Origin of the sequence: Campylobacter sp. RM12651 (assembly GCF_022369475.1) — a bacterium.
Lineage (GTDB): Bacteria > Campylobacterota > Campylobacteria > Campylobacterales > Campylobacteraceae > Campylobacter_E.
Genome location: NZ_CP059600.1, coordinates 590120 through 606785 on the forward strand (window position 1 = coordinate 590120; position 16666 = coordinate 606785).

Consider the following 16666-nt stretch of genomic DNA (forward strand, 5'->3'; position numbering starts at 1 on the left):
TTTAAGGCATACGAAATTTAGTTTATAGGCTATATAAATTAGGCTTTCTTTGAGATATACAAGGCAAGGCTTTTCTAACTTCATCAATTTTATTAAAATCAATTTCAAATATTTGAATACCTTCATCAACGCCAAGTTTTATTTCTTCAAGTCCAAGTGGATTTATTAGGCACGAGCGACCTGTGTAGATATTACCTGTTTGATTACTAGCACATAAATATATTGTGTTTTCTAAAGCTCTTGTTTTAGTAAGTAGCATAAAATGTTCATCTTTATATTTGCCATCTACCCAAGCAGTAGGAACTAATACAAGCCTTGCACCATCAAGTGCTAAAGTTCTAGCAATTTCAGGGAAACGAAGCTCATAACACACCATTATCCCCATTTTACCCCATTTTGTATCAAAGGCTTTTATTTTTTCATTACTAGCATTTATATCTTTACTTTCATCATAGCTAAAAGCATCGTAAAGGTGAGTTTTTGAATATTTATGGATTATTTTGCCACAATCAGCAAAAATTACACTATTTTTAGTTTTTTCATTATCTTTTTCATAAAAACCAAAAACAACTGCGATATTTAACTCTTTACTTTTATTAATAATGCTTGTTGCAAATTCTTCATCAATATTTTGAGCAATGGTATTAAAATTAATCCCTTCATTACTAGGCACAAAAGCCTGTGAAGTTTCTGGAAACACCACAAGCTCAGTACCAAAAGACTTTGCCTTTTGCATAAAATCAATAATTTTTTCAAGGTTAATTTTATAATTTCTATCAGTTTTTATTTGAGCTAAAGCAATTTTTAATTTATTCATCATAAACCCTCAAAATATTTATTTGCACCTAAAATTTCGCTAAGTGGAATGCCTTTATCTATTTTTGCTTTTGTTTCAATTTCTCCGATTTGAACATTTATTGCTCTTTTGCCAAGTTCTTCAACATTATCAATATCTGGATTTAAAACCAGTATTCCATCATCATCAGCTACTATCAAATCTCCTGGATTTATAACAACATTATCAATAGCAATAGGAACATTAATTGAGCCTTCAATTCCTTTAATTCTAGTTGTTAAAGCACTAACATTTCTATACCAAACATTAACGCCAAGATTTTTAATAGCATTCAAATCAGTTACACAACCATCAATGATTACTCCACCAACTTTTTTGTGTTTTGCCATATAGCAAACTAATTCTCCAAAAGGTGCTCTTTCATAATCTTTATTGGTATCAATTACTACAATATCACCTTCATTTACAATATCAAATACTTTATGAACAGCAGTAGAATCAAGGTGTGGTATTCTAACGGTTATAGCAGTTCCTACTAATTTTTTTCCACTATGAAGTGGCTTTAAATTTCTAATAAAACCACAATCTTGCATATGTCCTATAGTTGAAGGGCAAACCTCTTTATAAAGATTAAGAATTTCATCTGAAACTTTACTAACTCTTTTGTTTAAAATAAACATTTTTTCTCCTTTTATTAAAATTAATTACTTTCTAAAGCATTGTCAGGTTTGACAAATAAATAAGCTATCATAGCAAGTGTTACAGGAATTATATTAAATAATATAGCTATATTCCATCCATATTTTTGTGCCATCCAGCCAACTAAAATAGGCGAGAACGCTGAACCTACATTTCCCCATAAATTCATCCAAGAGCTAACCGCTGCTGCTTGACTTCTACCTTTATCAGCTGCAACAGCCCAAGATACAACAACAGGAAGTCCTAAAAACCCAAAACCAAGACTTAAAAATAAAATACTAAGCATTGTATTTTCAACATATACAACTAAAAATAAGCATATATCAAATATTAAAAATCCAGCAACTGCTAAATAAGTTCTAGCTTTTTTAAAACTATTTGTAATTTTTAAAATCTTATCGCTTAATCCACCACCAAGTGCAACAAATATACAAATAGCAAGCCAAGGAGCTCCAGCGTAAAATCCCATAGCTTTTAAATCAAGTCCTTTAGCTTCTAGTAAGAATGTAGGAAGCCAAGTCATAAACATACCTGTTATATAAACACAAAAAAAGTATGCAATTCCAAGTGCATAAAATTCTTTATTTTTTAAGAATGCTTTCCAAGGAGTTTTTTTAATACCATCTACAAATCTTTCACTTTGAATATATAAAAGTTCGTCTTTACTAATAAATTTATTATCTTCAGGTCTTGATGAACTTATAAAATAATAAATCAAGGCGATTAAAATTCCAATCGCACCAAATACATAAAATACACTATGCCAACCATAATTATTGACAAGCCAAACAGATATAAATGGAGCAATTACTGGCCCAAAGTATGAACCTGCTAGTAAAAATGAAGCTGCTCTTGCTTTTTCTTTTTTACCAAACCAGTTATTATTAAATGCTGCATTGCTAGGATATATAGGAGCTTCTCCTAAACCAAATAAAAATCTAACTACTAAAAGTAGCATAAATGTTCCTGCAAGTGGCGTTAAAATAGTAAAAATTGACCATAAAATTAATGCAAAAATAGTCATAAATTTATTGCCAAATTTTTGAATTAAAATACCACTTGGAATTTGAGCTGCGGCATAAGCTATAAAAAATGCAGAATTTAATAAGCCAAATTGAGTTTTATCTATATTAAATTCTTGCATCATAAAACTAGCAACGACAGAAATATTTGCCCTATCCATATAAGCGATTAAGCCTATTAGGAAAAATACAAAGGCTATAAGCCACCTAAATCTCATAATTTCTCCTTTTTTTAAAATTAACTTATTTTCATTATATAAAAATAATAAAATTTTATTATTATTTTTTCTAAAATTAATAAAAATTTGTTACTTTTTGTAATATTTTATGAAAAAGTAAGAAAAATTAAGAAAATTTATTAAAAAAAATCAAAAAAATTATTATTTTAAGAAAATTTTAAAGATGGGGGGGGGTATAATCAAATGATGATTTTTAAATAAAGGAGAAAAGATGAGCAATTTTGCTTTAATTTCGGTCTTAATAGCTTCTATTGCCTTAGTTGTGTTTTGTATTACAAAACTTAAAATCCACGCTTTTTTATCATTAAGCTTAGCAAGTATTTTTGTCGCACTTATAACTGGTGTTGATTTAACAAAAATCGGTTCTATTATTGAAAATGGAGTAGGTGGGACGCTAGGATTTTTAGCTGTTATTATTGGTTGTGGAAGTATCTTAGGAAAAATGCTAGAAGTTAGTGGCGGGGCGCAAAAAATAGCCCTATCATTACTAAATCTACTTGGTAAAAAAAGAGCTGATATTGTTATGATGTTGGTTGGATTTATTGCTGGTATTCCTGTATTTGTTGAGGTTGGATTTGTCTTATTAGTGCCTTTAGTTTTAGTTGTAGCTAAAGAAATAGGTGTTAGCAGAATAAAAATAGGCATAGCATTAGCAACTTCACTAATGGCAGTTCATTGTATGGTGCCACCACACCCAGCAGCTACTAGCATAGTAGCTACTTTAGGTGCTGATATAGGTCAAGTAATTTGGATGAGTATAGTTGTGGGTATGATATGTGCTTTTATAGGTGGGGTTTTGTTTTTGAAATTCTTTGATTTTTCAAAAGATAATGAGATGAGTGTTTTTGATAATACAAGTTCTACTTATAACTCTATGCCAAGCACAGCAATTACTTATTTTACAATACTTTTGCCTTTAGTTTTAATGTTGCTTAAGACTTTAGTATTTAAAGATAATGCAGTATTTGCATTCATTGGAAATCCTATTATCGCATTATTAATAAGTGTTTTTGTAGCATATTATACTTTAGGCTTAAAGCAAGGCTATTCTATGCAAAATTTAATGGATTTTAGTGGGGATTCATTTACGCAAATTGCTTCAATTTTATTAATCATAGGAGCAGGTGGAGCTTTTAATGAGATATTAATTGCTTCAGGCATTGGCGAAGCATTAAAGCAGACTTTAGGAAGTTTGAGTTTAAATCCTGTATTTTTAGCTTGGTTAATTGCTATTATTTTACATGCTAGTGTTGGAAGTGCAACGGTTGCTATGATTAGTGCAGCAGGAATTGTTTTACAAATGGATAGTAATGTTAGTAAAGAAGTTTTATGCCTTGCAATAGGAAGTGGTGCTATAGGTTGTACTATAGTAACTGATAGCTTATTTTGGCTAGTAAAAGAAAGCTTAGGAATGAGCGTAAAAGCTATGTTTAAGTATTTTACAAGTGCGACTTTAGTAGCAAGTATAAGTGGTTTAATCTTAAGCTATGTTTTATCAATAATTTTATAAGGAGTAAAAATGTTAATTGAAAATCTAAAAGCAATGAAAGAAACAAGTTGGATTAATACAAATCTAAGCAATGATGTATTAAATGAATTAAACAAAGGTGCTATTAAGCTTGATAGAATTGATGATGCAAGGGCTAGGCTTAATCGTTTTGCACCTTTACTTAAGATAATTTTCCCTGCTACAAATATTACTAATGGTATTATAGAAAGCCCATTAGTTTGTGTGAATAATTATAAAAAAGAGTTAGAAAAATTAAGTGGTGCTAGTATTAATGGCGATGTTTATATAAAACTTGATTCACATTTACCAATATCAGGCTCTATTAAGGCTCGTGGTGGAATATATGAAGTATTAAAACACGCAGAAGATTTGCTAATAGAAAATAATATGCTAAGCATTCAAGATGATTATTCAAAACTTGCCGAGCCAAAATATAAAGAATTTTTAAGTAAATATAAAATAGCAGTTGGCTCAACCGGTAATCTTGGTCTTTCAATAGGAATTATGAGTGCAAAACTTGGCTTTAAAGTAGAAGTTCATATGAGTGATTGTGCTAAAGAATGGAAGAAAAAAATGCTAAGAGAGCACGGATGCAGCGTGATTACTTATGAAGATGATTACGGCGTCGCAGTAGAGCAGGGAAGAAAAAGTTCTGAAAATAATCCGTATTGTTATTTTATAGATGATGAAAACTCGCATAATTTATTTTTAGGATATAGCGTTGCTGCAAAGAGATTAAAAGGACAATTTCAAGCATTAGATATTAATATCAGCAAAGATAGACCGCTTTATGTTTATCTTCCTTGCGGTGTTGGTGGTGGTCCTGGTGGGGTTGCTTATGGGCTTAAGGCTGAATTTGGCGATTGTGTAAAATGCTTTTTTGCTGAGCCAACGCATAGTCCTTGTATGATACTTGGACTTGCTACCGGAAAACATAATGAAATAAGTGTAGCTGATATTGGGCTTGATAATATTACGGCTGCTGATGGGCTTGCTGTTGGTCGTGCGAGTGGTCTTGTAGGTAAAGTGCTTGAGCGTGTAATTGATGGAAGCTTTACGGTAAGTGATGAGAATATGTATAGATATTTAAGCTTACTTGCATCTAGCGAAGGTATTAAGCTTGAGCCTTCGGCTTTAGCTGGAGTTAAAGGCTTAATGATTTCTAATGAGCTTAAAACTGAACACAAAAACGCAATTCATCTAATATGGGCAACAGGTGGAAGTATGGTGCCAGACGCTGAAATGGCTGAATTTATTAAAACAGGAGATGAATTATTATAAAATAAGCCCTAAAATAGGGCTTATAATTACTTTACGCAACTATAATTTACAAAACATTTACCGAGGGCTTTATGAATCAACAAACAAGAACAGAATATATAAAATTAGTGCATTTTTTAGCACAAGCTTTAGGCAAGGATTATGAAATAGTTTTGCACGATATAAATGATGATGGAATGAGTATTGCAGAAATTGCTAATAATCACATAAGCGGAAGAAGTATTAATTCTCCTATTACAGGATTTGCACTTGAGCTTGTTAATAAAAAGATTTATGAAGAAAGAGATTTTTTAAGCAATTATAAAGCAAGTGCAGGTGGAAAAAATATAAGAGGTAGCACATTTTTTATCAAAGAAGGCAATAAATTAAGTGGAATGCTATGTATAAACTACGATAAAAGTAGAATGGAAAATATAGCAGCACAATTATTAGGTAGCGATATACCTGTAGAAGAAGCTGCTTATGAAGAAGTTTTGAGCCTTGATTTAAATGAGCTAATTCAAGAATTAACAGGGCTTAGCGTAAATGAGCTAAAAAATACTAATCTAAAACCAAAACAAAGGCAAATAATAGTAGATAAAATCTATGAAAAAGGTATTTTTAATATAAAAGGCTCAATTACAGAAATAGCTAATCTTTTAAATCTTTCAGAATCAAGCATATATCGTTGTATAAACAAATCTAAACAAAAATTTTAATCAAGCATAAACGCTTGATTAAGTTAAATTCCATTAGTATTTAGTGCTAAAATCTCAATAGTAATTAATATAAAGGTATTTTTATGAAAGTAATTTTTGGCCCAGTTAATTCAAGAAGATTTAAAAAATCTTTAGGTATAGATTTAAGTCCTAATGAGAAATGCTGTAATTTTGATTGTTTATATTGTGAGCTTGGAAAAGCTAAATTACAATATGAAAATAAATCAAATTTAAGTGTTGAATATATAATAAATGAGCTAAAAGAAGCTTTGAAAATACATAAAGATTGCGATTATATAAGCATTAGTGCAAATGGCGAACCTACTTTATATCCATATTTAGATGAATTGATTATAAAAATAAATGAAGTTAAAAAGAATGCAAAATTATTAATTTTGAGTAATGCAAGCACAATTTTTGATAAAAATATTCAAAAGGCATTATTAAATCTTGATAGCGTTAAACTAAGTATTGATAGTGTAAATCCTAAAGTATTTCGCAAAATTGATAGGACGAATATAGATATAAATAAAATAGTTCAAGGTATAAAAGAATTTAGTCAAATTTATAAAGGTGAGTTGATTTTAGAATGCTTGGTTTTAGATGGTATTAATGATGATGAAAAGGATTTTATTGCTTTAAATGATATTTTAAAGGATATTAAAGCAACTAGACTTGATTTAGGAACTATTGATAGACCGAGTGATTATAATGTAAAGGCTGCAAGTTTTGAGAAATTAAGTAAATTGGCTAGTTTGATAACTAATATAAAAGTTAATATTATGAGTAGAAATACTAATATAAATAAATATGATGATTTGCTTAAAACTATTAGTTTAAGACCATTAAGCTCACAAGAAATTGATGAAAAAGATATAAAAATGTTAGATGAATTAGTAGATAAAAATATAATAAAATGTGTGAAAATAAATGATATTAATTTTTATAAATTAAACAAATCAAATTCTAATTAATATAAAAGCTATTGTGATTAATTTACTTATTTTAAGTGTATTTATAAACCAAGTGCGAATAAAATAAAAAGGGCTTGATTTTAACATCAAGCTTTGTTATATCAATATTAAAATTATTTAAAAAATATTCATACAAAAGCGAATAGTTAGAATTATTCATATAAATACAAATAATATTCTCATTATCTTCTAATAGTAAAGTATCATAAAATCTTTGATTATTTAAAGTAAAAATTTTATAAATATTTTTAAAAAATACTAAAAGTATAAAATTACAAACACTCATAAAAATATAAAATATACTCAAAAAATTATTTAATTTATATAATTGTTGTTTGCTTTGAATATTAAGGCAGGTTTTATAGATTTTAGCATTTTTAAATATATTGTTTTTTCTTTCTCATTAAGCTCATCTCTTTGCCTACAACTATGATTAACAAAATGTATAAAATCCTTATGAAAATATAAAATATTAGGTTTTTTAAACTTATAATGCAAATATCTCTCATCAAAATATGCAGCAATAATAAATAAATTAATACTAGAAACCTTCATAGAAAAATTACCAATATACATAAAAACACAAAAGCAAATAAACAAAGCACTACAATGAACTAAGCTAGTAATATAAGCGTTTTTATCTTTTAAATAAAATAAAGGCGTAAAATTACTAGAAGTTAAATATTCGCTCAAATTTTCTCCTTATTAATGTTTGCTTCTATCAACTTTAATTGCGATTTTTGTAAAATCACCCCTTATATTATCATCATCTATTAGATTTGTAATGACTGCTTTATATGTTTTATTTTCAGGTATAAAATAAAATCCAAGATATCTTATTGCTACATGAACCTTTTCATTTTTAATATTTATACTTATTCTACCACTTACTCTTGTATTTTCATTTGGTGTAGCGACTTTATCAAATACTAATATCTCATCACCATCCTTAGTAAGCTCATATATTTTAATATCAAGTGCAAGTGGATAATAAGGATTATTTCGTATATCATTTTCTAATTTTTCATCGTATAAATAAACTGAATAAAAATCCTTACCTACTTTACCATATTCAAAACGCAAAGGATAAAAAGCATAAAGTCCTAAATACTCTCTTATATCTTTTCTTTGTGGCTTAAAGATTATTTCAAATTTAGTGCCTTTTTTGCTTAAATCAAATAAAGTATATATGGGAGTTTTTGGTATTTTATCTTTATGAACAAATTCAAAAGCATTTAAACTAAAAACTAGCATAAGCAATAAACAAATTTTTTTAAGCATTTAAACTCCTTTATTTTTTCATATCATAACATTATTTAAGAATATTTCTTGGTTTGTAAATGTGTTTAAAAGTTAAAATATGATTTTAAATTCTTAGAATTTAAAATGGATAATTAAATATTTTTTATTGTTTAACATTTGCCTTTATTAGGAGTTTTATAAGTTGAATATTTGTAAAATTTGAATACAAATTATTTAAGCTCATTCTTTCTCCTTTTTTAGATTTATTTCACAATGTAAAGATTTTAATTCAGTAAATGTATAAGGGTATGCCCTTGTGTAAAGATAATATGCGTTAGATACAATATTTGCAATACTATGTATATAAATTTCATATGTTGGATATGCATTATAATAGTAAATCTTATAAACCAAAAAATAATCTCTTTCTTTGTAATTTATCGTAAAAATTCTTTGTGTAAGCTCATGAAAATCTGTTGATATTTTTATTCTATTAGATTTTTTTATGACATCTAACAGATTTTTATTTTTAATAGGATGATTGCAAAAATCTTTTTCTATAAACAAAATATTTCCAATTTCACCTAATAAAGCTAAGTAATTTTTATTATCTAAAACTACATCGCCAATAGTTATATTTTTGTGTTTTTTTATGTATTTTTTACCCTTAATTTTACTTGCAAAATAGAGCTCTCCATTTTTATCAACTTCATAAAAAGAATAACTCACATCATTATCAACACCATAGATATTATCACGCCCTATATCTTTATAAACTTTTCTATCAAGCCCTAAATCCCAGCAGTATTTAAGAGTATCTTTTACTTCTTGGCTAGAGTATGGCTTAGTATCTACAATTTTTGGCTTTATTTTTATATCTTTGTATCTAAAAAAATTTTGCCAAAAATTATTTATTGATATCTCTTCGCAATCTACTGTGCATTTACGCTTATAACAATCAGTTGAGTTTTCTTGAATTATTTTTATATGTTCTATTAATTCTTTAGGATAGGTTTTTGAGTTTTCAAGACTAGTGCTAAGCTCTTTTATTCTAGCTTTATAAGAATTTATAATGCAATTATTATCATCTTTGCAATCACTAATGCTTTTTAGAAATTCATCTTGGTCTTGCTTTATTTCTTTTGTAATATAAGGAAAGCTTTTATAAATATTATCTAGCTCTATTTTTAACTTATTTATTTGATATAAATAAATATTTGTAATTAGTAAAATCATTAATATTTTAAACATAACTCTCCTTTATTTTTCATATCATAGCATTATTTAAGAATATTTCTTGGTTTGCAAGTGTGTTTAAAAGTTAAAATATGATTTTTAAATTCTTAGAATTTAAAATGGATAATTAAATATTTTTAATACTTTTAATGTGTTTTTATAAATATGAGTAATTATAGTGAAATTAAGCTAGGAAAACCTAGCTTAATTTTTTAATGTAGTTCTTTCCAGATTGCGTTTTTCCAAGCATAAGCTAATATTGCTAATAATGCAAAATAAGCCATTATTTTGTATCCTAAATCTTCGCGTTCAGCTTTTTTACTATCTCCAACGCTAGTTAAATAAGCAACAACATCATTTTGAGCTTGTTCGTTAAGTCCAACTCTAGGCATTGCAGTTCCTGGAAGTTGTTTTTGAGTATCGTTTATGAATTTATGTAAATACTCATCTCCTTTAGCACGAATTATTATTGATAAATCAGGTGGCGTTGAACCCATATAATCTTTTAAATCTCCGCCATTTACTTTAGCAATAAAACCATCATATTTAACATCATGACATCTTCCGCAAGCTTCTTCAAAGATAACTTTTTTGTTCTCAAAATTAATTTTTGCAACTTTTTCGCTATCGCTTAATTTACCTGCATTTATTTCATTAGCAATTTTTGCTTTTTTTGCTTCAAGAGCAGCTTTTCCGATACTATTTAAATATCCTACTATATTAGCAACTGATTGAGCATTTTCATCACTTATACTGCCATCATCTTCTAAAAACGCTGTCATCATAGGATGTGGATTTTCATCATTATATTTTTTGTTATTTTTCATAGCAAGTGCAGGATTAAGAGAAATTGCCATTAAGAATTTACTATCATAAATAGCTCCTGCTGTGCTTAAATCAGGATAAATAATACCTTGAGCGCTAATTCCATCATCAGCAGCTACTAATTCATCAAATTCAACTCTATGACAGCTAGCACAATTAGCTTCAAAATCAGCCTTTCCAGCTTCAACATCAGTTTTTAAACTAGCTATTTTATCAACATTAGCCCAAAGTTTTTTAGTATCTTCTAATTTTTTTGTAGCAAAATCAATATCATCTTTTTTACCACTTTCATTAGCTTTTTTTAATTCAACTTCAGCTTGAGCTATATCGCCTGCTTTAAAATCAAAATTAACTTCGCTAGTATGTTCGTGCATTTGTGAATGAGCGTAAGGCTCAACTCCCCAATAAACAATACCTGTGAATACAACTAATATTGCAAATATTTTTAACTCTTTCATTACTTAGCCTTTCTTTCCATAAGAGTAATTACTGGTAAAACTACTATTAATAATGCTAAAAATGTAACAGAAGCAATAGTTGCTATTGTATTATTAATTCCAACAGGAGGTAATTTACCATAAATAGTAAGAACAATCATATCAATTACTAATAGCCAAAACCATACAAAAAATGCTCCACGCTTATGTGCAGGCGCTACTACATTTGAGCGGTCTAGGAATGGTAATACAAAGAAAATTACTTGAGCTATACCAAAGCAAGCAAGACCAACTTCATAAGAAAATCCTCTTAAGATTTCATAACTCCATAAGAAATACCATTCAGGATAAATATGTGGTGGAGTTTTAAGTGCATTTGCTGGTTCAAAGTTAATTGGATCCATAGCAAAATCATAGTGAAAGCATACTAGATAAAAATAGAAAATCATAAATAAGCAAACATAAAAAATATCTTTACATAAGAAATCAGGCCAAAATGATATAACTTTCGCTTCTTTTTTCTTGCCAGCTAAATATTTTTCAGCTTCTAAATCAAAATCAATTTCTTCAGCAATTTCGTTATTTACATGTGGAAATCTTAAAGCATAAAAGTGAATTGCAACAAATGCAATAACAACTATTGGTAATAAGCAAACATGTAGCATAAAAAATCTATTTAATGTAGCATCTCCAACAGCGTAATCACCTCTAATCCATTCAACTAATTCAGGTCCTATGAAAGGAATACCACCAAAAAGATTAGTAATAACCATAGCAGCCCAATAGCTCATTTGTCCCCAAGGTAGCATATAACCACTAAATGCTTCAGCAGAGAATAATACGAATAATACCATACCGCTTATCCAAATGATTTCACGACCTTTTTTATAAGAGCCATAATAAATACCTGTTAATAAGTGTATATACATTACTAAAAATACTACCGACGCAGCAACCCCGTGCATATGTCTCCATAGCCAACCATATTCAACTTCTTGCATAATAGTTTTATTTACACTATCAAAAGCAAGTGCAACATCAGGTTTATAATACATTACAAGTAAAAGTCCTGTAATAAATAGTATTGCAAACATAGTAAGTAAAATTACTCCCATTGCCCATAAAAAGTTAATTTTCTTAGGAATCCAGTATTGTGTCATCATAACTTGCATAAATTTTTTGATAGCAAGTCTTTGATCTAGCCAATCAACAATTCCATTTGATTTTTCAAAATGTGCCATGATTAAGCCTTTCCTACATTTTTCATAATTTCTTCATACTCTTTGCCAATTTCTCCTAAAACTAATTTAGTTCCATCAATTGAAAAAGGTGGAATTTCAAGTGGTTTAGGAGGTGGTCCTGACATATTTTTTCCGCTTACATTAAATTTTCCACCATGACAGGCACAAACAAATTCTTTATCAGCTGAATGATATGCTGGAATACAACCTAAATGAGTGCATAGTCCAATTACTACCGTATATCTTGCATCTCCTGCTATTATATCTGTATTGCTTTGTTCCATATCACTTGATTTTTTTAGAATGAATATTGGTTTTTTTCTCCATTCAACAGTTCTTAGCTCTCCATCAGCTAAAGGCGATAAATCAACGGTTGTAAAACCTGCTGCTTTTACACTAGGAAGTGGATCCCAAGTTTTTTTCATACCCACTAGTGTAAAAACACCACCAACAGCCGCAGCAGCGCCTAATGTAAAGCCCATAAAGCTTCTTCTACTAGCCATACTTATCCTTTCATAAAATTTGAAAATAAATAGCTAGTTTAGTGAAAATTGGGTAAATATTACAAGAGTATATTATTATTAATAGTTTTGGAATATTATTTGCTATGGGATTTTTGCATTTTAATTTAAGGAGAGAAAATGGAATTTTATAAATCTAAACCATTGATTGTAAGTGCCTTAGCCGGTAGAGATTTAAGAAATAAATTAATTAGCTCAAACATAGCTAATATTGATACTCCTTTTTATAAATCAAGAGATATTGATTTTGAAACAGCCTTAAACGAAAATGCAAATAAACTTTACAAAACTACACAAAATGCACAAATTGCAGCTACAAATTTTATGCATTTTGGAAAAGGTATGAGTAATAAACTAGCAGTTACTAATGAAAGGCATTTACAACCATTAGAATTTGAAAATAGCGAAAATGGAACTATTTTTGCTAGAGATGGACATTTGCAAAGAAATGATGCAAATACCGTTGATTTAGATGTAGAAACAAGTGAATTAAGCAAAAACGCAATTATGATTAGTGCGCTTGATTCTGTGCTAAAAAAACAAAGTGAAGTTGTAAGAACTATAATTGAGAGTAGTTCTAAATTAAGTTAAGGGATAATTTATGGCATTTTTAAGCGATTTTGATATTAGTGGATATGGACTAAGCGCTCAAAGATTTAGAATGAATTTAATTAGCTCAAATATAGCTAATGCAAATACTACTAGAACAAATGAAGGTGGTCCTTATAGAAGGCAAGATGTAGTATTTAAAGCCGTTAATTTTGATGATGTTTTAAATGAAGAAATTAATTCTAAAAATAGTTTTTTTGAGTATGAAAATCCTTTAAATGACCCTGTAAATTTTCCTGAAGCAAAGCCTGCTGTTATGGGTGTAGTAGTAGATAAAGTAGTAAGAGATGATAAGGATTTTATATTAAAATACGAGCCAAATCATCCCGATGCAAATGCTAAAGGATATGTAGCATATCCTAATATAAATCCTGTTGTAGAAATGAGTAATTTAATTGAGGCAACAAGGGCTTATCAAGCAAATGTGGCAGCATTTACAAGTGCTAAAACAATAGCTCAAAGTGCTATTGATTTATTAAGATAGGAATTTAAAATATGAATAATATTAAAATCAATCCAAGTTTGATTCAAAGTATTGAAAATACCAAATCAAATTCTAATAAAGTTGATAATGGTTTTTCATTTGCAGATGCTTTAAAACAAGAATTAGAAGAGCTAAATAAAGAACAAATTGTATCAGATAAAGCTATGGCTGATGTAGCTACTGGAAATGTGAAAGATTTACATCAAGCAGCTATTGCTATTAACAAGGCTGAAACAAGTATGAAATTTATGTTAGAAGTTAGAAATAAAGCTATTAACGCATACAAAGAGATAAGTAGAACTCAAATATAAAAAATGCAAACACCTTACGAGCCTAGTAAAAAGACTTTTATAGTATTGTTTTTTTTGTTGCTCGCTTCTTTTTTTATTATTTTTTCTTTTGTTAGAAGCAAAACTAATGAAAGGAATGTAGGTAGTATTGAAAGAGGTGAGCGAGTAGGTGCTTTAAATGGAGATATTATTAGTGCTGATGGATATACATTAGTAACTAGTAGAAGAATTTATAGAGCTGAAATTGATATTAGAAGTATTAATTTAGATAAATTAGATTATTTTTTAAAATTATTTCAGATTTATGCCTTTATTGATGATAAAGAAATGAAAGATATTAAAGCAAGATTATTAAAAGCTTTAAAGCAAAAAAAAGTTTATAATTTTGTTTTATCAAAAGAAATTGATTCAAAAGCCGCAAGTTATTTACAAGAATTATCTAAAAAACTTTATGTTTCAGGATTTTTTAAATCCTTTAAAAATGCAAATGGAAAAGTAAGCACAAGAAGACTTGAGATAATTGAGCATAAAGAAGAAAGAGTTTTTTCTAAAGGAGATATTTTAACCCCAATTCTTGGTTATTCTCAACTAAGTTTAGAAGATGGAATATATTCAAATATTCCAAAAAAAGGTTTGGAAAAATATTATGAGCAGTATTTAAGCCCTAAAAGTGATTATAAAATAACAGGTAGTAAGGATATTGGTGGAAATATAATTATAAATTCTGATAGCTTTTTAAGTGATAGAATTAATGGTAGTAATGTATATTTAAATGTAAATTTAAAGCTTCAAAAAGGGTTAGAAAATATAGCAAGTGTTGCTAGAAAAAATTTTGGTGCTAAGCAAGTAATAATAGGCATTTTAGATAGCAAAGACGCAAGTGTAATTGCACTAGCAACTAGCAAAAGGTATGACCCATATCATAGAAAAAGTGATTTATCGTATCTAAATACCGATGCTGTAGAATTTGAATACGAACCAGGCTCGGTAATTAAGCCAATTGCTTTTGCTAATTTATTAAAACTAAATCGCATAACCCCTTTTGAATGGGTAAAGACTTATGGCGGAAGAATGAAGCTTGATAAGTTTTACATAACAGATACACATCCTATGGATAGTATGATTGCTGAAGATATTATAGTTCATTCATCAAATATAGGAATGGTTCAAATTTCTAATAAAGAAAATGTAAAAGAATTAATTAATGGTTATTTGGAATTTAATTTAGGAAATTTAACTGGTATTGACTTGCCTTATGAAAAAGCAGGTTTTATAAAAGATGCTAAAAAAACTTATGAAGTAGAAAAAAACACTATGGCTTATGGATATGGTTTTAGAACCACTTTTATACAACTTTTAGCAGCTTATAATGTATTTAATAATCGTGGAATTTGGATTAGTCCTAAAATTGCTAAATATTATAATGAAGATAAGGAATTAAAAGAAATATATACTAAAACAGAAAAAGAAGTCTTGCCACTTGAAATTGCAAAGCAGATGAATAGGATATTAATAAAAACTGCAAATCAAAAATCTTTAGCAAAATATTGGCCTTTAGGAATTAGCGTAGGTGGTAAAACAGGAACAGCAAGAATTAGCGTTAGTGGAAAATATGAAAGAGAATATAATGCGAATTTCTTCGGTTTTGCAAATGATGAAAACAATAGATACACAATTGGTGTTTTAGTAATGAGCCCTGATAAAGATAAAGAAGGATATTATGCAGCTCAAACAGCTTTACCTGTTGCAGCACTTGCTATTAATCAATTAATAGAAGATGGTTTTTTAAAACCAAGTTATAATAGAATTGATTAATATTTATTTTATAAAATGCCCCTAAAAACGGATAAATAATGCAAAATATTAAAAATCAAATGATTTCATTTGCTAATGAAATATTAAAAAATTTTAATGGTGCTGTTTTAGGGCTTAGTGGTGGGCTTGATAGTGCTATTGTATTAAGAATATTAAGCGAGTGTGAAAAAAAGCCACATTGTCTTATAATGCCTACTAATATTTCAAATAAAACAAATCTTGATGACGCTATTAATTTAGCAAATAAATATGCTTTAAAATATGAAATTATAAATATTCAAAATATTTTAGATGAATTTATTAAAGCAAGTGGTTCTAATGATAAGGTATTAATAGGAAATTTTGCAGCTAGGATTAGAATGACTTTATTATATGATTATTCAGCTAAGCATAATTTATTAGTAGCAGGGACAAGCAATAAGAGTGAATTAATGTTAGGATATGGCACTATTTGGGGAGATTTAGCCTGTGCTTTTAATATTTTAGGTGATTTTTACAAGAGTGAATTATTTGAGTTTGCTAAATTTTTAGAACTACCTAATAATATAATTAGTAAAAAACCAAGCGCAGACCTTTATGAAGGTCAAGATGATGAGAGCGATATTGGTTTTACTTATACAGAAATTGATAAGTTTTTAAAAAATTATGAAAAAAATATAATTGATAATAATTATATAAAACTATTAGATAGAATAAATAAAAATAAGTTCAAAAGAGAAAATATAAAAATATTTAAAAGGTCATAAA

Annotated in this window: 19 protein-coding genes; 9 read left to right on the top strand and 10 right to left on the bottom strand. The window is 28.3% G+C overall.

The window, feature by feature from the left end:
* Positions 1-22 precede the first annotated feature (22 nt).
* From AVBRAN_RS02980 to AVBRAN_RS02990, 3 genes are read right to left on the bottom strand one after another with little or no spacing between them, the layout of a single operon-like run.
* Entirely contained in the window at positions 23-817 is a 795-nt protein-coding gene (locus tag AVBRAN_RS02980) for a nitrilase-related carbon-nitrogen hydrolase (RefSeq protein ID WP_239803517.1), read from the bottom strand.
* Positions 817-1476, bottom strand: coding sequence for an RraA family protein (locus AVBRAN_RS02985; protein WP_239803518.1), 660 nt, complete (start codon positions 1474-1476; stop codon positions 817-819). Before AVBRAN_RS02985 ends, AVBRAN_RS02980 begins: the two co-directional genes overlap by 1 nt.
* Positions 1477-1496: 20 nt before the next feature.
* Positions 1497-2735, bottom strand: a complete 1239-nt coding sequence (locus tag AVBRAN_RS02990) for an MFS transporter (RefSeq protein WP_239803519.1) — start codon at positions 2733-2735, stop codon at positions 1497-1499.
* 232 nt (positions 2736-2967) lie between these two features.
* Between AVBRAN_RS02990 and AVBRAN_RS02995 the strand changes: the two genes are divergently transcribed.
* The 4 genes from AVBRAN_RS02995 (at position 2968) to AVBRAN_RS03010 (ending at position 7219) form a co-directional block, all read left to right on the top strand.
* Positions 2968-4266, top strand: coding sequence for a gluconate:H+ symporter (locus tag AVBRAN_RS02995; protein WP_239803520.1), 1299 nt, complete (start codon positions 2968-2970; stop codon positions 4264-4266).
* Between the two features lie 9 nt (positions 4267-4275).
* On the top strand, positions 4276-5547 hold the full coding sequence (locus tag AVBRAN_RS03000) for a D-serine ammonia-lyase (RefSeq protein ID WP_239803521.1): 1272 nt from the start codon (positions 4276-4278) through the stop codon (positions 5545-5547).
* Between the two features lie 71 nt (positions 5548-5618).
* Positions 5619-6245: a PAS domain-containing protein gene (locus tag AVBRAN_RS03005; protein WP_214117868.1), complete on the top strand. Its 627-nt coding sequence runs from the start codon at positions 5619-5621 to the stop codon at positions 6243-6245.
* Between the two features lie 83 nt (positions 6246-6328).
* Complete coding sequence (locus tag AVBRAN_RS03010; protein ID WP_239803522.1) at positions 6329-7219, top strand: radical SAM protein; 891 nt, start codon at positions 6329-6331, stop codon at positions 7217-7219.
* A 31-nt stretch (positions 7220-7250) separates the two neighbouring features.
* Here the strand turns inward: AVBRAN_RS03010 and AVBRAN_RS03015 are convergent, their stop codons facing one another.
* The 7 genes from AVBRAN_RS03015 to AVBRAN_RS03045 form a co-directional block, all read right to left on the bottom strand.
* Complete coding sequence (locus AVBRAN_RS03015) at positions 7251-7505, bottom strand: hypothetical protein (protein ID WP_239803523.1); 255 nt, start codon at positions 7503-7505, stop codon at positions 7251-7253.
* 29 nt (positions 7506-7534) lie between these two features.
* On the bottom strand, positions 7535-7912 hold the full coding sequence (locus AVBRAN_RS03020) for a hypothetical protein (RefSeq protein WP_239803524.1): 378 nt from the start codon (positions 7910-7912) through the stop codon (positions 7535-7537).
* Between the two features lie 12 nt (positions 7913-7924).
* Positions 7925-8500, bottom strand: a complete 576-nt coding sequence (locus AVBRAN_RS03025; RefSeq protein ID WP_239803525.1) for a hypothetical protein — start codon at positions 8498-8500, stop codon at positions 7925-7927.
* 201 nt (positions 8501-8701) lie between these two features.
* Positions 8702-9712, bottom strand: coding sequence for a hypothetical protein (locus tag AVBRAN_RS03030; protein WP_239803526.1), 1011 nt, complete (start codon positions 9710-9712; stop codon positions 8702-8704).
* A gap of 197 nt (positions 9713-9909) precedes the next feature.
* Positions 9910-10980 (bottom strand): c-type cytochrome, encoded by a 1071-nt coding sequence (locus tag AVBRAN_RS03035; RefSeq protein ID WP_214120288.1) that lies wholly within the window; start codon positions 10978-10980, stop codon positions 9910-9912.
* The gene (locus tag AVBRAN_RS03040; protein ID WP_214142682.1) at positions 10980-12200 is read right to left on the bottom strand and encodes a cytochrome bc complex cytochrome b subunit; all 1221 of its coding nucleotides are present in this window, start codon (positions 12198-12200) and stop codon (positions 10980-10982) included. The genes AVBRAN_RS03035 and AVBRAN_RS03040 overlap by 1 nt, the downstream gene beginning before the upstream one ends.
* Before the next feature lie 2 nt (positions 12201-12202).
* Entirely contained in the window at positions 12203-12703 is a 501-nt protein-coding gene (locus AVBRAN_RS03045) for a Rieske 2Fe-2S domain-containing protein (protein WP_239803527.1), read from the bottom strand.
* A 138-nt stretch (positions 12704-12841) separates the two neighbouring features.
* On the opposite strand from AVBRAN_RS03045, the gene AVBRAN_RS03050 reads away from it, so the two are divergent.
* The 5 genes from AVBRAN_RS03050 to nadE are packed head-to-tail and all read left to right on the top strand — an operon-like array spanning position 12842 to position 16665.
* Positions 12842-13312: a flagellar basal body rod protein FlgB gene (locus AVBRAN_RS03050; protein WP_214117861.1), complete on the top strand. Its 471-nt coding sequence runs from the start codon at positions 12842-12844 to the stop codon at positions 13310-13312.
* 10 nt (positions 13313-13322) lie between these two features.
* Complete coding sequence (flgC, locus tag AVBRAN_RS03055; RefSeq protein WP_214117860.1) at positions 13323-13814, top strand: flagellar basal body rod protein FlgC; 492 nt, start codon at positions 13323-13325, stop codon at positions 13812-13814.
* An 11-nt stretch (positions 13815-13825) separates the two neighbouring features.
* Entirely contained in the window at positions 13826-14125 is a 300-nt protein-coding gene (fliE, locus tag AVBRAN_RS03060) for a flagellar hook-basal body complex protein FliE (RefSeq protein ID WP_214117859.1), read from the top strand.
* Between the two features lie 3 nt (positions 14126-14128).
* Entirely contained in the window at positions 14129-15919 is a 1791-nt protein-coding gene (locus tag AVBRAN_RS03065) for a penicillin-binding transpeptidase domain-containing protein (RefSeq protein ID WP_214117858.1), read from the top strand.
* Between the two features lie 38 nt (positions 15920-15957).
* Positions 15958-16665 carry an NAD(+) synthase gene (gene nadE, locus AVBRAN_RS03070; RefSeq protein WP_214117857.1) on the top strand — a complete coding sequence of 236 codons (708 nt, stop codon included), beginning with the start codon at positions 15958-15960 and terminating at the stop codon, positions 16663-16665.
* Position 16666 lies beyond the last annotated feature (1 nt).